This is a genomic window from Bacillota bacterium (assembly GCA_040755295.1).
Classification (GTDB): Bacteria; Bacillota; Desulfotomaculia; order Desulfotomaculales; family Ammonificaceae; genus SURF-55.
The window spans coordinates 142,117-157,367 of sequence record JBFMBK010000001.1 but is presented as its reverse complement, the minus strand read 5'-3'; the positions used below and the strand labels follow the sequence as shown (position 1 = coordinate 157,367).

General features: G+C 53.7%; 16 protein-coding genes and 3 tRNA genes. All 19 read right to left on the bottom strand.

Annotated features, from left to right (window positions below):
- Positions 1 to 6 precede the first annotated feature (6 nt).
- The 19 genes from spoVAE to AB1500_00650 all read right to left on the bottom strand — a co-directional run bounded on the left by spoVAE (position 7) and on the right by AB1500_00650 (position 15,250).
- Positions 7 to 363 carry a stage V sporulation protein AE gene (spoVAE, locus tag AB1500_00740; protein ID MEW6181690.1) on the bottom strand — a complete coding sequence of 119 codons (357 nt, stop codon included), beginning with the start codon at positions 361 to 363 and terminating at the stop codon, positions 7 to 9.
- A gap of 345 nt (positions 364 to 708) precedes the next feature.
- On the bottom strand, positions 709 to 1,722 hold the full coding sequence (spoVAD, locus tag AB1500_00735; GenBank protein MEW6181689.1) for a stage V sporulation protein AD: 1,014 nt from the start codon (positions 1,720 to 1,722) through the stop codon (positions 709 to 711).
- Positions 1,723 to 2,036: 314 nt separating this feature from the next.
- Positions 2,037 to 2,516, bottom strand: a complete 480-nt coding sequence (spoVAC, locus tag AB1500_00730; protein ID MEW6181688.1) for a stage V sporulation protein AC — start codon at positions 2,514 to 2,516, stop codon at positions 2,037 to 2,039.
- Positions 2,517 to 2,680: 164 nt separating this feature from the next.
- On the bottom strand, positions 2,681 to 2,875 hold the full coding sequence (locus AB1500_00725) for a dodecin family protein (GenBank protein MEW6181687.1): 195 nt from the start codon (positions 2,873 to 2,875) through the stop codon (positions 2,681 to 2,683).
- A 251-nt stretch (positions 2,876 to 3,126) separates the two neighbouring features.
- The gene (locus tag AB1500_00720) at positions 3,127 to 3,888 is read right to left on the bottom strand and encodes a SigB/SigF/SigG family RNA polymerase sigma factor (protein ID MEW6181686.1); all 762 of its coding nucleotides are present in this window, start codon (positions 3,886 to 3,888) and stop codon (positions 3,127 to 3,129) included.
- A 16-nt stretch (positions 3,889 to 3,904) separates the two neighbouring features.
- On the bottom strand, positions 3,905 to 4,363 hold the full coding sequence (gene spoIIAB / locus AB1500_00715) for an anti-sigma F factor (protein MEW6181685.1): 459 nt from the start codon (positions 4,361 to 4,363) through the stop codon (positions 3,905 to 3,907).
- Positions 4,320 to 4,676 (bottom strand): anti-sigma factor antagonist, encoded by a 357-nt coding sequence (locus AB1500_00710; protein ID MEW6181684.1) that lies wholly within the window; start codon positions 4,674 to 4,676, stop codon positions 4,320 to 4,322. The genes spoIIAB and AB1500_00710 overlap by 44 nt, the downstream gene beginning before the upstream one ends.
- 528 nt (positions 4,677 to 5,204) lie before the next feature.
- A complete protein-coding gene (locus tag AB1500_00705) occupies positions 5,205 to 6,350 on the bottom strand; it encodes a D-alanyl-D-alanine carboxypeptidase family protein (GenBank protein ID MEW6181683.1) in 1,146 nt (381 codons plus the stop codon).
- Positions 6,351 to 6,552: 202 nt separating this feature from the next.
- Positions 6,553 to 6,627: transfer RNA gene (locus tag AB1500_00700), tRNA-Gly, on the bottom strand.
- Positions 6,628 to 6,745: 118 nt separating this feature from the next.
- Positions 6,746 to 6,821, bottom strand: a tRNA-Phe gene (locus AB1500_00695).
- Between the two features lie 9 nt (positions 6,822 to 6,830).
- Positions 6,831 to 6,910, bottom strand: a tRNA-Asp gene (locus AB1500_00690).
- 132 nt (positions 6,911 to 7,042) lie between these two features.
- Positions 7,043 to 9,460, bottom strand: coding sequence for a tetratricopeptide repeat protein (locus tag AB1500_00685; GenBank protein MEW6181682.1), 2,418 nt, complete (start codon positions 9,458 to 9,460; stop codon positions 7,043 to 7,045).
- Positions 9,461 to 9,782: 322 nt separating this feature from the next.
- Complete coding sequence (fliY, locus tag AB1500_00680; GenBank protein MEW6181681.1) at positions 9,783 to 10,952, bottom strand: flagellar motor switch phosphatase FliY; 1,170 nt, start codon at positions 10,950 to 10,952, stop codon at positions 9,783 to 9,785.
- Positions 10,945 to 11,937 (bottom strand): flagellar motor switch protein FliM, encoded by a 993-nt coding sequence (fliM, locus tag AB1500_00675; protein ID MEW6181680.1) that lies wholly within the window; start codon positions 11,935 to 11,937, stop codon positions 10,945 to 10,947. Before fliM ends, fliY begins: the two co-directional genes overlap by 8 nt.
- A gap of 19 nt (positions 11,938 to 11,956) precedes the next feature.
- Entirely contained in the window at positions 11,957 to 12,328 is a 372-nt protein-coding gene (locus AB1500_00670; GenBank protein ID MEW6181679.1) for a response regulator, read from the bottom strand.
- A 14-nt stretch (positions 12,329 to 12,342) separates the two neighbouring features.
- Positions 12,343 to 12,942, bottom strand: coding sequence for a chemotaxis protein CheC (locus AB1500_00665; GenBank protein ID MEW6181678.1), 600 nt, complete (start codon positions 12,940 to 12,942; stop codon positions 12,343 to 12,345).
- Positions 12,926 to 13,738 (bottom strand): protein-glutamate O-methyltransferase CheR, encoded by an 813-nt coding sequence (locus AB1500_00660; protein MEW6181677.1) that lies wholly within the window; start codon positions 13,736 to 13,738, stop codon positions 12,926 to 12,928. Before AB1500_00660 ends, AB1500_00665 begins: the two co-directional genes overlap by 17 nt.
- A 6-nt stretch (positions 13,739 to 13,744) precedes the next feature.
- Positions 13,745 to 14,227 carry a chemotaxis protein CheD gene (locus tag AB1500_00655; GenBank protein ID MEW6181676.1) on the bottom strand — a complete coding sequence of 161 codons (483 nt, stop codon included), beginning with the start codon at positions 14,225 to 14,227 and terminating at the stop codon, positions 13,745 to 13,747.
- Between the two features lie 276 nt (positions 14,228 to 14,503).
- Complete coding sequence (locus AB1500_00650) at positions 14,504 to 15,250, bottom strand: flagellar hook-basal body protein (GenBank protein ID MEW6181675.1); 747 nt, start codon at positions 15,248 to 15,250, stop codon at positions 14,504 to 14,506.
- Position 15,251 lies beyond the last annotated feature (1 nt).

Genomic DNA, 15,251 nt, shown 5'->3' with positions numbered 1-15,251 from the left:
TCCTCATCAACCTTTTGGTTTAAACACCAGTGCCGTAAAATAACCGAAAACCACAGCCGCGGTTATGCCCGCCGCCGCTGCGGCAACCCCGCCGCTGAATATCCCCAGAAACCCTCCCCGGGCCGCCTCCTCAATCGTCCCCTGGGCCAGAATGTGCCCAAAACCGCTTAGCGGCACAGTCGCCCCCGCCCCCGCAAAATTCACGAACGGTCCGTACAAACCGAGAGCGCTCAGAACCGCACCCGTGGTAACAAGCCCTACCAGAACGTGCGCCGGAGTCACCTTGTAGTTGGTAAGGTCCATAATGCACTGCGCCGCGGTGCAGATAAGCCCGCCGATTACGAACGCCTTCAGAAAAATCATTTCCGCCCCCCCTTTCAAATAAGTTTTACGTTCTCGGTTCGAAGTTCCCTCACTTCCCAATCTCAACTCCCACATCCCAACTCTCATTTAGTTCCCCATGCCGGCAGGTCGAAACCATCGGAGAATGAAAACGGTCCGACGCCGACTTACAACTACCCAGCCGTCTTGGTGGGCACAGCCCACCCTACGGTGCTTGGTGGGCACAGCCTACTCTGCTGTGCTTCTGATTTATGACACGCGATTCGGGACTCCGTGACTTATTTTTAGGCCGGGACATAGGATTAACGCGTAACGCGTAACGCGTAACTGAATCTGACTTATGACTGTCGACTTTTGACTAAGGACTTAGCTTTCCAGCACCACGGCGTGTCCCACCGCAGGAATGGTTTCCCCCTGTCCGGTTGTTACCGGGCTTAAAAGCGCACCTGATCCGATGCCGAGCATCCGTTTCACTTTTTGCTCGCGCATCTGCTGCATTATAAAACCGCAGGTTACCACCGCAGGGCAGCCGCACCCGCTGCCGCCGGCATGAACATCCTGGGTTTCCCTGTCATAAATCAGGATGCCGCAATCCTGGTGCTTTTGCGAAATGTCGTGGCCGTACTTTCCCATCAACTCTTCGAGCAGTTGTTTGCCGTAAAACCCCAAATCGCCCGTCAAGATCAGGTCGTAGTCCTCCACACGCCGCTGGGTGTCGCTGAAATGACGGGAAACGGTATCCGCCACCGCGGGAGCCATTGCCGCTCCCATGTTATAGGGGTCCCCGCTTCCAAGGTCAACCACCCTGCCAACGGTGGCCTGGGTCACCCGCGGCCCGACGCCTCCCGCCGCGAGGAGTATCGCCCCCGCTCCCGTAACCGTCCACTGCGCGGTCAGCGGTCTTTGCGTTCCCTGTTCCGTAGGAAACCGGTACTGACGCTCCGCGGTTGCGTAGTGGCTTGATGCGCCTATGAGTACATTCTGGGCGAACCCGCCGTCGATCAGCATCGATCCTAAAGCCAGCCCTTCGTAAATGGTGGAACACGCGCCGTAAAGCCCTAGAAAAGGTATCGCCAACGCCCGCGCCACAAAGTTAGCCGAGACTATTTGGTTCAACAGGTCGCCGGCCAGTAGGAAATCCACATCCTGCGGCTTGACGTTCGCTTTGGCAAGAGCCTTTTCCATGGCTTCCTGGAGAAACCTACGCTCGGCTTTTTCCCAACTCTCTTCGTAATAGTAGGGGTCTTCCACGATCTTATCAAAGCTCCAGCCTAAAGGACCCTGCCCCTCTTTCGCCCCCGCGATAGCCGCCGCAGCTATAACCACCGGGGGTGTGGTGAAAGCTGCCGTCTGTTTACCAAGTTTTTTCGGTGCGGCCACCCACCGTCACCTCCTGAGAAAATAAGCGTTCTTTTGTAAGGCGCGGCGATAAGCTGCGTATAGCTTTGTCAGCCTGTCAGGTCCGGGTCCTCATGTACCCCTATGTACACTCCGGCCCGTCCCTGCCAGGCTTTCGTGCTCTACTTGCTTCTCCCCGCGTTCCGTATTAAGCTACGTTCGTGAGCCACCATTACATTATGTTTCCTCATCTGGAGCGCCCTCCGGCCGCATGAGCGACTCCCCCAGCATTCAGGTGTCCCGGCGGTCGTCCGTCGGCCCGGACCGGGCTGCGGTCCCTAACCCGGTTGACAACCTCAGGACACCGGTGAATGCGGACCGAAAAAATAATACAGTATCCCCGCCAGCCATGCCGTAACGATACCGAACACCAGGATCGGTCCGGCTATCGTAAACAGACGCGCCCCTACACCCATAACCATCCCCTCAGTGCGAGCTTCGAGCGCGGGCGCCACCATTGAGTTCGCGAAGCCTGTGATCGGAACGATGGTGCCTGCGCCGGCGAACCTGGCGATCTCGTCGTAAACACCGAATCCCGTTAAAAGCGCCGCAAAGAAAACAAGGACAATCGAGGTCGCTGTTCCGGCGTCCAAAACGCTCAGACCTGACCTCTGAAACAGGGTTGTAAAGACCTGCCCGATAACGCAGATAAGCCCCCCGACCGCAAACGCATATACGGAATTCCGCAAAACCGGAGGTTTAGGACTGACTTTGTTTACTATCTTCTGATACTGCTCTTTCTGCTTCTCAAGCGGATCTGCCGGGTCAAACACCATAAACCTTCACCTCTTCAAACGGCAACAACAGCCGGATTGTAAAGACAAAAGCCGAAAGCCGGAACCCCGTTACCTTAAGAACAACACTAACCTCATATTCCGACTTCCGGCCTTACTAACGCCGTAGGCTGGATAAATCTGCAGATATGCCCTTAGACTTATGTTTAGCCCATATAGGCCACCTTAACGTTAGCCTTAAACTCTTTTATTTCGCCGTTTTCGACATTGGCGGTAAAGTTAATGACCTCGACCCCCGTAATATTCCCTAGAGTCTGAGTAGCTTCGCTGACAGCAGCATGCACCGCGTCCCGCCAGCTGCTGGGTGATTCTCCGACCAATTCGGCCACCTTGACGTGCAATTCAATCCCTCCTTTTTTACCTGTTCAAGCTGTATTATGACGCTCAAGGATGGGTGTTATGCATTAAAAAAGTCCCGAGTCACAAGTCGAAAGTCCCGAGTAGGAAAGAGAAATTAATCTTATGTCCTGAGTCCTAAATCAGGAAACAAGGAATGAGGACTTTCGACTTCGTTTTCCTCCCATTCCCGGGACTGAGGACTGGGGAATTTCAACTGAGGACTTAGTTTGCAACTCGCGACTCGTGATTATTATTACGAGAAATCTTCCGATCCGGCCGATCCTCGTAATTTTTCCAGCGCCTGCCGCTCAATACGGGATACCTGAGCCTGGGAAATGCCGAGTTCCGCGGCGATCTCCGCCTGGGTAAGTTCCTCGAAAAACCGCCAGATAAGTACCTGGCGGTCTCTGAGCGGCAGGCCGGCCAGCATATCCTTAACTGCTATGCTCCGCAGCCACGCGTTTTCCTCCTCCTGTGTGTTCGCAAGCCGTTCCTCCCGGTAAACCGCATCCGCACCCTCACCGCAAACCACATCCTGAAGGGATGACGGCGCCTGCGCCGCGTCCAGCGCTACCACCACCTCTTCAGGTTTAAGCCTGAGCACCTCTGCTATCTCGCTCAGGGACGGTTCCCGTCCCAGGCCGTTAATCAGGGATTCTCGCGTATCGTTTATCCGTACCACGGTCTCTTTCAGGGAACGGGAAACCCGCACCGGGCTATCGTCCCTTATAAACCGGCGTATCTCCCCGATAATCATCGCCACGGCGTAGGTTGAAAACTTGACTTCGTAACGGAAGTTGAACTTGGTGATGGCTTTTAAAAGCCCGATGCAGCCGACCTGAAAAAGGTCTTCATAGTCGTAACCGCGGTTTATGAACCTTTGCACTATGCTGGCTACCAGCCGGAGGTTTGCCTTGACCAGTTGTTCCTGTGCCGCCGCGTCACCTTTCTGTGCCTTCTCGATCAACTCACGGGTCTTCTCGTCGCCCAGGAGCCCGCGGGAAACCTCTGTCATCGCAGCAGTCCCGAGGTCAGTGGTGGGGACCGAATTGCTTCCGCATAACTACCCGGGTACCCCTGCCGGGAGCAGAGTCAACCTGTATGGTATCCATAAAAGACCGCATAAAGTTAAATCCAAGGCCCAACCGCTCCGGGTCGCTGGAGAACTCCGCCTCCATGGCCCTGGATATGTCATCTATACCTTTCCCTCCATCCTCTACACAAATCTCGATAGCGTCCCCGAAAAGAACGGCTTCCAGGGTGACCAGACCGTCCGGAGAGTTGTCGTAACCGTGAATAATCGCATTTGTGACCGCTTCGGAAACCGCCCCTTTAAGGTCGTCCAACTCTTCGACCGTCGGATCAAGCTGCGCCGCAAAAGCAGCCACCGTTACTCGTGCCAGACCGATATTGTCGGGCAGGCTGGGGAATTCCAGACGAAAGCGATTAAGCACTGGCCTCACCCCCCCCAAACGCCTCCAGTGCTTCATTTCTTGAAGTAAATTCCGCGGCGATACGCAGTACCCCGGAAAACTCAAGCACCCGTTTTACCCCGGGACGCAGGCCGAGAAGCCCAAGCTTTCCTCCGGCGCCGGCGACCCTCTTATAGCGTCCGAGTATAACCCCTAGGCCTGTACTGTCGATAAAACTTACCGTCTCAAAATCTAAAACCAGATGACGGATTAAATGACTGTCTAAAGCCCTTTCTAAATCCTGCCGCAACTCGTCGGCAACCTTAAGGTCAATCTCCCCGTTAAGTCTGGCAATCAATACATCTCCCGCCGTATCCAACTCCAGCATCATTACCCTCTCCTCAGAAAATAGTTCTTCTTTCGGTGGGCTCGGCGATAAGCAACGCATTGCTGCGTCAGCCCTGCATCACTTCTCGCCGCGTTCCGTTTATGACACTTTTCTGCATCTAAGTAAACAGCTTACGGGTCGCCCCATTTTCAGATTTCAGTTGGAGCAGCCCCCAGCCGCATGGCGAACTCCTTCGAAAATAAGCGTTCTTCCGTAGGGCGCGGCGATAAGCTGCGTATAGCCGCGTGTTTCAGAAGTCAGATGCATGATGTCGGAAGTCGGAATTCTTGTAGGAATTCACAGTTGCGAATTCCCACTTCGAATCTGACCTCTGATTTCTGGAATCTGACCTCCGATATAGGTTCGTTTCCGCCGGTATTCCTTGCTCTGCTTGCTTCTCACCGCGTTCCGCCATTATTATGCGAAAGGGTGAATAGTTACACGGCACTAAAGTTAAAGTTCGGCGAATCTGTTTTTCTTCCTGCTAATTACTGGCAAAAAAGAAAAACCCCCTCCCGGGGGTTTTTCCCGTCACATTTCACAGAGGTGCCCAGCGGTTCTGCGCAACAAGTCCCAGTAGCCGGCGCGGGCTACGTCCCGTGCAGCGACAAGCTTAGCGTAATGAATCTCTTTCCCTTCCTGGCAGACGATCCAGGTGCCGATCGGCTGCCCCTTGTTTATAGGCGCGGTAACCTTTGCCGGCAGCGCAAGCCGTCTGGTAATTCCCTTATCCTTCCCGCGGGGCACCACAAGGCAGATCTCCTCGCCGGTCAGGGCATCCAGACGTTCCTGCACGCCTCGTTCCACCGGAAGGTCGGAAACCCGCATCCCCTCCCGGGCCAAGTGGACCGCCTGGTACCGGGCAAACCCCCAGTTGTATAGCTTCATTGATTCCCTGAAGTGGGATTTATCCTCGCGGCCGCCTACAACAACCGCTATCAGCCTCAAACCGTCCCTGAGTACACTAGATGCCAGACAAAAACCGGCTTCGTCCGTAAATCCTGTTTTCCCGGCGTCGGTACCTTTATACCACCATAGGAGCTTATTCGTGTTCCATAACTTGAATTTTCCGTCCCTCAGATCATATTCCTTTATCTTTGTGATATCGCAAAACAAGGGGTGTTTGAGTAATTCCCGGAGAAGAACCGCCTGGTCACGGGCACACGAGTATTGACCCGGCGCGGGCAGCCCGGTAGGATTCACGTAATATGTGTCCTTCATCCCCAGTTCCTTCGCCCTCTGGTTCATAGCCGCAACAAACGCTTCAGCGCTCCCGCCGACGTGCTCGGCGATCGCAAAACTGGCGTCATTGGCAGACGCCGTCGCCACCGAAATCAACAATTCCTTTAAACTCATAACCTCCTGTGGAGCCAAAAAAATCTGTGAACCGCCCATTTCCGCCGCATACTCACTGGCAACCACGTTGTCGGAAAGCTTTACCCTACCCTGTTCCACCGCTTCCGTCGCCATCAGCAGGGTCATTATTTTAACCATGCTTGCTATCGGTTGGCGCGCCTGAGGTTCCTGTTCCCATAAAATTTTCCCGTTGTGGGCCTCCATTATGACCGCGCCCTTAGCGGTGGTGGTAAGCTCCGTTTGTAAGGCTGCCGCTTGCGAATAAGGCACAGTCCCCAGCAAAACCATTAAAGACAACAACACCATTGCCGGCCAACGCATCCGAACCCCTCCAAAACCCTTTTACAAAGAAGTCTTCCTCATCGACAGGGGTGTTATGCGGAACGCCCGAACGGGAGGTCTTCTTTTCCCGCTGTGAAAGGCATCTATTCAGGTCCCGTCGTCGGGCGCGGCAAAACACCAAGCGGCAAATACCGTAAAAAAAGCTTCCCGGAATAATACCGGGAAGCCTTATCTTTTTAACTGGAGCGGAAGACGAGATTCGAACTCGCGACCCTCGCCTTGGCAAGGCGATGCTCTACCACTGAGCTACTTCCGCGTAACAGACCGCTAAAAACTTCACCTGGCTTTGTCAGCCGCAGCCTTCCGCGCCATACTCGTTCTTGCTCGGTCTTTTAATTTTCTAACCTCTAACCTCTGGCTTCCAACTTCCAAAATGGTGCCGCGGGACGGAATCGAACCGCCGACACGAGGATTTTCAGTCCTCTGCTCTACCAACTGAGCTACCGCGGCGAATATTTATGGCGGAGCTGACGGGATTTGAACCCGCGATCTCTGGCTTGACAGGCCAGTATGTTAAAACCAGGCTACACCACAGCTCCGCAAAAACACAAACTTAGTATACCGAAACCCATCCTTGAAGTCAAGGTCTGAAACCTGCTGAAAGGCTGTAAAACCTCGCCCGCTTCAATTTTGAAACTCCTGATAAACGGCCGTTTCAATAAAAGACGGAACTACTTAACAGGGGGCAGTTTCTCAACTTGCGCGTACCAGGCTTCCACATCGGGAACATGCTGTTTACCCTTTTCGAGGTATTGCTGCGACAAGGACTTGTCCCCTTGTTTATCGGCCGCAAGCGCGCGCCAAAGGCACCCCTCGGCGTACATTTCTTTCTCCTGCTCACTGACACCCTCTTTTTCGACCTCTTTTAATGCCTCGTCCAGCAGCTTGGCAGACTCAGCCAGGCGTCCAAGGAAACACAGCGCCCCTCCGGCATTCATCTTAACCGTAAGCGTAGGCTCCATAAGCGGCGCCACTACCCAAAGCCGCCGCTCCTCCGCTGTTACGGCGGTCATCTTCGACCTTATCATGCCCGGTACTGAGACCGCGCGTTCAAACAGAGGCTTTGCCTTAGCCGGCTTCTTGTCGTTTAACTGCATGTAGCCCGACACAAAGGTCACGCGCGAAAGGTTGTCATACCACTGGATCTGGAAAGGAGCGTCGGCCACCGCCTTTTCAGCGGCGGTAACGGCATCTTCGTAACGTCCGGTGTTCTGGTAAGCCGAAGCCAGCTCCGCAAGGCGCACGGAACTGTACTTACTCTTTCTGACGGCGGAATCAGCAGCCTGCAGCGCCTGCTCGTAATTGCCCTGCGCAAGGTAGATACGGCTGATCAAGGCGTCGTACTCCGCGTTGAATGGGTTGCAGCGTCGCGCCGCCATCATTGCTTTCAGCCCTTTATCCAGGCTCTTCTGTTGAAGAGCGGCATCCGCTTTTAGGGCATGGTTGTTTGCCGTCATTAGACTGAAAACGCCGCAGACAAAGACCAGAGTAACCGCGGAGACCGCGACCAGCGGCGTGGGATTGACCGGTTTCTTCGCCCGGCGCAGCTTCTTCTCCGACTTAATTTCGGTTGTCGGTTTTTCTTCATAAGCCCGTTTTAACCCGGCAACAATCCCGAACAGGGCGAACAACACCAGCGCCAGCGCCGTAAGCGAAAGGTTGAAATCAACAGCCGCGTGAATACCGACACTGAGCGCGGCGGATGTCAACATCGCCACCAGGAAGCGCCGCCCGGTGTCCTTACCCGCGCCGTGGAAAATCCGGTGGGCCCTCATCAGAAAAGCCAGCCAGATGCCGATGATTATAAGAAGGCCGATGATCCCTGTTTCCACTCCCACCTGAAAGTAGTAGCCGTGAACCTGCGTGGAATTGTAAAGATAATGCTGAAAGTGACGGTAGGCTTCCTGCCAGCCGCCGCCGCCCCAGCCCAGAACGGGCCGGGCAAAAATCATTTCCAGCGCGTCGCGGTAGAAGTACAACCGCTCGACGGCGTTGCGGAAATGAATCAGCGCCTGAAGCTTCTGTAAGAGACTCGGCCGCAGCACAAGGGTTGCGGCGACCGCGGCCGCCAGAACCGCAAGACCCGCACCCCAGGTCCAGACGGGGATCCGAATCCTTTTAATCTTCCCCTTAAGTAAAAGGTCGTGGAATACCTGAACTCCCACGGCCACAACCAAGCCAAGGAGTACCCACAACCAGGCCGCATTGAAATGCTTGGCCGTTGCCTCGTTAATAAACTGTAAGACGACAAAAAGACCGGGAATGCCGACCTGTAAGGCGTGGAGGAAAAGCACCGTTCTTTTCTCCCGCGGCACGCCGAAGACCATTAGGAGCGAGATAATGATAAGCGTAAGAATACCGCCGTTGGATTTCGCTCCCCAGAAGACGGCCGCGATGAGGAAGTTGCCCGCGGCGTACAGATAGGACATGAAACCCAGGCGGTCGACCCAGCCGGGTCTTGCGGGCCAGATCTCTTTCAGGCTCCCGCTTCCGCGTTCCAGCGAGTAAACCCACAGGTAAGCGCCGAGGATGAGAACGCACAGCAGGTAGCTGGCGAGAGCGTTCGGATACTGGAAGGAAGCATAGATCCGTCCGGAGAGGAAACCGTCCCTGATGTTTATTATGCCTGTGGCCGTCCCCAACCCGGCAAGGGCGACAAATACACCGCTTGCCCATATCACTTTCAGTATCCGCCGAACTACCTCTTCTTCGGTCACCAGGCGCGAGACACTCCAGAAAGCCGTAAAACATATTCCGGCTTTTACGATTTCGTTAACCGCAAGCCCCTGGTTTACCGCAACGAAGGCACTGAGGCAGTAAGCCGCCGGAAGTCCGAAAACCAGCCAGTCGAGCGGCTGTTCGAAAAACCGGGTTTTATTACGCAGCCAAAGCCCGAAATACACCAGCCAGAAGGATAAGGCCGCCACTATCATCGCTTTTTCTTGCTCCGGGGGGAAGAAAAGCCCCCTGAAGAACGGGGTAAAAAACAGAAGGCCCGCTATTCCCCAAAAGGCCACCTGATGCGAGAACGGAACTTGCGCCGTCTTCGGCGCAGCAACAGATGTTCGACTAACCTGAGCTTTGCTCACTTCTTCTACCACCTTATTAAGTGTGCTCATAAACGTACAAAGACCGCCGCTCGGGAGGTCGGAAGACGCCCATCCGGCGCCGGCCCGTGCTCTACAGCAAAACTGAACCGGGACTACGCGGAGCATACTGAATTCAGATGTCGGAACCCGGAAATCAGAGGTCAGACTCAACGGGGGAATTCGCAGCAGCGAATTCCTCTAAGAAATCCGACTTTTACCTCATTCATCCAACATCCGAAATGCGCAGCCATCGTCACGCCTGACGACGGGACGCCCGAATAGATACATTTATATTATTTGACGGTTCTGTGGCTGTCAATGGTCAGCTTTTGCTACTGAGGTACAGGAGTCTTTCCTGGGGAGTGATGATGCTGGTGATTTGAACACCAAAATTCTCGTTGACAACGACTACCTCTCCCCGGGCCACAAGCGTACCGTTGACCAAAACCTCCACCGGTTCGTCGGCCAGCGTCGCCAGTTCCACGATATTCCCGGGCCCGAGAGCCAGAACATCCTTAATCGGCCGCCTCGTCCGCCCTAAAACCACGGTTACTTTGAGCGGTATGTCCAGAATAAGATCCAGCTTGGTTTGGTCAATATTGGACGGTACGGCGGCGGTGCGTTCCGCCGGTGCGGCTTTCGGTGACGGCGCAGGGCCAACCGGCAGAACCGGTTGTTCCTCCGGCGATTCCGTCCCTTCCAGATCTTCAATTTGTGTCTCTATGGCTTCTTCCGGAGTATCCGGCATGTCTTTCGACCGCGGCACAACACCCTGCCACAGGAGAGAAACTTCCTCCTTTGCCTCTGAAACACCCTTTATCTGCATGAATTCGGTGTCAAGAAGCTCACCTATGGTCATCTTGAAGGATACAACGACGATGGGGTCCTCCACCCCTAAATCCACGTGCCCGGCCCACTCATCCTGACTGAAAACAGTGGCTTCGGGCGGAGCGATACTTATTAACTTCTTATACATATCGGCCATAGACGTGGCTGCGGCGCCCATCATCTGGTTCATCGCCTCGGAAACCGCACTCAGTTCCAGTTCGCCTAATTCGGCGGGGGGATTATGTCCGTCCCCCCCCATCATAAGGTCGGCGATTATCGCCACGTCATCGGTCTTGATAACCAGAAAACTCGAACCCGTGAGGCCTTCGGTATAACGAACCTTGATGGCCGTATACGGGACGACGAAGCCCTTTACCAGGTCATCGTAACCGGACACACTGACCCGTGGGTAGGTAATGCTGACCTTTCGATTAAGGATCTCGGAAAGACAGGTGGCAGCAGAACCCATGGAAATGTTCCCGATTTCGCCGAGAGCGTCTTTTTCTTCACCAGTGAAGACGCTGTCGTAAGAAGCGGCGGGAGAAGAAGCTTCCGCCGAACCTTCAGCCTGGGACACTTCAGTCTGGGACTCGTCAGGATTCTGCTCCGGATTCATGCTCAGAAGCGCGTCTATCTCTTCCTGCATCAGCAACTTATCAGCCAAAAGCTTTACCCCCTTCCGCAAGCGAGGTTATCTGTACTCCGAGATGCCGCCCGACGGTTCCGGCCTGGGCGTAATACCGCAAGAGGCCCCCCGTATAAACCTCAAGATCCTGGTTAACGCCGCTGCTTAGCGGAATGATGTCCTGTAACTGGAGGTTCAGGAACTCCCGTACCGTTATTTCGGTTTCACCCGTCAGAACAGTCAGTTCAACCGGCACCTGGTTTACCCAGTACAACAACTCCTTCTCGGACGATCCCTCTTGAAAACCGATGGATCCTGCGTGATAATAACTTGAAAGCTGAGCCAAGACCGGTTCCAGGGTAACATAAGGCAGACAAAGGTTTATAAGCCCCCGGGCGTCTGTTCCCACCACCGTCGTAAATGCTACGACCGCGACCACCTCGCTCGGCGAGATCACCTGTTGAAGGCGAGGGTTGCTTTCCACCGCTTCGATCTCCGGTGTAACCGCAAAAACATCGGACCAGGCGAAGCTCAAGTTTTCCAGAAGCTTAGCGTTAAGTTTCTTTGCCACTGAGATCTCAATATCCGTCAGTTCCCGGATCCGCTTCGGCATCTCACCTAAACCGCCGAACAGAAGATCGACCACCGGAAGCAGAAAGTTCGGGTTGGTTTCCATTACCGCCATTCCCTTTAAAGGCTTCAGGCTAAAAATACTAACCCGCGTGGGCATCGGCAGCGAACGGATAAAGTCGTCAAAGGTAAACTGCTCCACAGAACTTACCGTGACGGAAATATTGGTCCGTAAATAGCCTGAAAGAAACCCAGACAAAATTCGGGCCAGATTCTCGTGAAGTATGTGCAGTGTTCGCAGCTGGTCCTTTGAGAATTTGTTTGGGCGCCTAAAATCATACCTTTTCGATGCTGGAACTGCGGCCGTAGTTTGCGTCTCCTCCGGTTTTATCTGACCGGTGGAAAGGGCCGATAACAACGTATCGATCTCATCCTGCGACAGGACTTCAGGCACTATTATCCCCTCTTTGCTCTTACTCCGCTCTGGCGAGCACTCTTTCCATCGCCTGTAAGATCCGCTCCTGCTGGAACGGCTTTACAATAAAGTCCTTTGCCCCGGCCTGAATGGCCTCCATTACCATCGCCTGCTGTCCCATCGCGCTCACCATTATGATGTTCGCTTTGGGATCCACGGATCTTATCGCTTTGACCCCGGAAATACCGTCCATCTCCGGCATGGTAATGTCCATCGTCACCAGGTCTGGTTTTGATTCTTTGTAAAGCTCAAGCGCTACCATCCCGTTCTCCGCTTCGCCTACAACCTCATAACCGCTCTTGGTGATGATGTTTTTGATCATCATCCGCATGAAGGCTGCATCATCGACAATCAAGACCTTCTTTCCCAAGAATATCCCTCCTCTTAATTTTCCAACAGGCCCAAACTTGCGAGCAGCGTATTAAGCGAACCGATGTTAAAGAAGAAAATGAACTCGCCGGAAGCAAGGTGATCTTCTTCCGATAGTTCCGTCTCTATTAACAAGACCTGGTCCTCAAGCATACCTGTGCACAGGAGCGAACTGCTGATTATTGATCCCAGCATGTCGAACGTAAACATCGGCACCGACGGGACAATTGTAAGTTGGGTCATTACGCTGATAGCGGTTAGGAAAGAACCGGTAAGGATATTGCCCACTTCTTTTATCACGGACTGCCCCATCCCGTCGATTTCATTCATTGATTCCGTAGAATGCCCTAAAAGCTGGGAAATAAGGCTGAGAGCGTTCGCTTCAGGAAAGAAGAACAGCAGTGTTCCGCTCAGGTCCCCTTCAACCCGCTGTACTACAGCGGCTACCGAGTTTTCAATCCCTCCAATAACCTGAAAAACGTCTTCAACCGGCACCAAAACGGCTTTCGGCACGGTAATTTTCACCTTCGCACTCAGAAAAGTGGCAAGCGCCGTGGCGGCATTGCCGATGCCGATATTACCTATCTCCTGCAGGGCATCAACGTATTGCTCCAATAGAACACCCTCCCCTGCCGCTGCCACTTTCAACTTTTCGGTAAAAAGTGTGCGAATTTTTTTCCAGGTTCAGTTCCCGGTAGTTAAAGATGGTCTCACTCGACCCTACGAAAAGATAACCCCCGGGATTAAGGACGCTGCTCAACATTTTATTCACCCTGTCTTGAGCTTCCTTTGTAAAGTATATCTGCACATTTCGGCAAATAATTAAGTCAAATCCCTTTTTGTAAGGATCTTTTAACAAATCATGGTACCTGAAAGCCACCCTTTTTCTTAGTTGCTCGTGTAAACGGTACTGTCCGTTCTCTTCCTGAAAGTACCTGGCGCGCCTCGCGGGAGAGACGTTCCGCAGTAAATCGGCTGAATAAACTCCTCTTTCCGCCAACTCCAGTACGGTCCGGTCAATATCGGTCGCTTCAATATGATGAAGCTTGCCCGGGGTGAGATCCTCGAGGATCATGGCCGCGGAGTAAGGCTCCGCGCCGCTGGAGCACGCGGCGCTCCACACCCTGAGAACCTGGCGTCTGTTCAAAAGCTCCGGAACAATTTTCTCTTCAAGTAACTTAAACTTTACCGGATCGCGAAAGAATTCGGTAACGTTTATGGTAAAGTAGTCCATCAACTCCTGGAAAGCACCCTCATCCCGACGTAAAAGCTGGTAATAATCAGCGTAGTCCGTAAGGTTGCGCTGAAGCATCAGGTTGCCGATACGGCGTTTGAGTTGCGTTTCTTTGTAGCTGGATAGGTCCAGCCGAAAAGTAGCGCACACGTTTCGTCTAAAAGTATCGAAATCCATACCGGCCTAAATCTCCTTAACCTGCGCTCCAAGCATTCTTAGCTTCACCATGCCCGTCATTGTATCCAAAGACATCGTCCTCCCCTTGTTTCCCCCGACATCTTCCGCAATGATTCTGATGCCGAGGTTGTTCAGTGTTTTTCGGACCATATCTATGTTCCGTTCCCCTATATTCAGCTGGAACTTGCTGTCGGTGCCTTGAAACATCTGCGCTCCTCCCGCTATCTTGGCCTGGATCAACCGCCGGTCGGCGCCAAACTTTAGAACCTCTTTCAAGAGCACCGGTATACCCCGATCCGCAAACTTGGCCAGTTTACCTTCCTTCCCGAAATCCTCCATCCTCGGCAGCATAACGTGAAGCAACCCGCCGATTTTGTTGCGAGGGTCATATAGGGCTACTCCGACGCACGAACCCAGTCCGAGCGTGATTAAGACCACCGGTTCCCTGCCAACCTTATAATCGGCTATACCAACCTGTATTTCCTGCATAATACCGGCCTCAAGTCCCCATGCTGTTTCGAAGACTTTCCCCTCCAATTAGCCGCTTAGAATAATTCGTAACTATTCAACCTATATTACACTGACGGAACGCGGTGAGAGGCAAGCAGAGCGCGAAGGACGACGCCGGGCGGAGCGGAGCGTACTCGAAACGTACGTGAGCATCCGGCCGGTGGCGCCGACAAAGCTGTGCGCAGCCTATCGACGCGCCCTTCGGGAGCACCTGAATAGTTACACGAATTCAAACCAGGTAACACGGCGTGTGCATTAGCGCACCTTTCCTACTTCGTTTATGGCTCTGGAAAGGGTTTCGTCCTGGGTTCGCAAAGCACGCTGGCTTAACTGGTAGGCACGCAATCCTTCGATCAGCCTGGTTAATTCATCTGCAACATTTACTCCGGATGCTTCGAGATAACCCTGTTGAACGACCGTGGCAGCAGAGTCATCCGGCACGGTCCCGTCAGCGCTGAAATAACCATGTCCCTCGTTGACCAGTTGATCCCTGTCTGCGAATTCGACGACCCTTAGCTTTCCGACGGTCTGCCGGTCCACGGTTACTCCTCCGTCAGGGGAGATCTCCGGTTTGCCGTTCGTAATCTCAATCGGCCCGTTCTCGCCAAGAATCTTATCTCCCGATACGGTAGCAAGATAACCCTCACTATCGATACATAGCGTACCGCCGCGGAAATAACGCTCACCGTCCGCGGTATCCGCCACCAGAAAACCATCGCCCATCAGCGCAACATCCATCGGGGACCCCGTGCTTTCCAACGGCCCCTGGTCGAATCTTGTAACCTGAACCACCATCTGTGTACCGTAAGAAGTCTGACCGATGCCTGCCGGTTCCTTCCCGGTCTGCATCCGTGTTAAAAGCACGACCGGAAAACTCCCCGAATTGATACGGCTGGGCTTGAACCCTGTGGTAGAAACATTCGCGATGTTATGTCCGGCAACCTCTATCTCCTTCTGTTGCTGGTTCAGGCCCGAAGCTGCGTTATAAATTCCGCGGAGCACG

What these genes read in the sequence shown, in the direction of transcription:
- AB1500_00705 (MEW6181683.1), bottom strand. Translation starts at nt 6,350, where the DNA reads ATGCGTTGGCCGGCAATGGTGTTGTTGTCTTTAATGGTTTTGCTGGGG.
- AB1500_00655 (MEW6181676.1), bottom strand. Translation starts at nt 14,227, where the DNA reads ATGCAGGAAATACAGGTTGGTATAGCCGATTATAAGGTTGGCAGGGAA.
- AB1500_00720 (MEW6181686.1), bottom strand. Translation starts at nt 3,888, where the DNA reads ATGACAGAGGTTTCCCGCGGGCTCCTGGGCGACGAGAAGACCCGTGAG.
- spoVAE (MEW6181690.1), bottom strand. Translation starts at nt 363, where the DNA reads ATGATTTTTCTGAAGGCGTTCGTAATCGGCGGGCTTATCTGCACCGCG.
- AB1500_00710 (MEW6181684.1), bottom strand. Translation starts at nt 4,676, where the DNA reads ATGATGCTGGAGTTGGATACGGCGGGAGATGTATTGATTGCCAGACTT.
- AB1500_00660 (MEW6181677.1), bottom strand. Translation starts at nt 13,738, where the DNA reads ATGGATTTCGATACTTTTAGACGAAACGTGTGCGCTACTTTTCGGCTG.
- spoIIAB (MEW6181685.1), bottom strand. Translation starts at nt 4,363, where the DNA reads ATGAAGCACTGGAGGCGTTTGGGGGGGGTGAGGCCAGTGCTTAATCGC.
- spoVAC (MEW6181688.1), bottom strand. Translation starts at nt 2,516, where the DNA reads ATGGTGTTTGACCCGGCAGATCCGCTTGAGAAGCAGAAAGAGCAGTAT.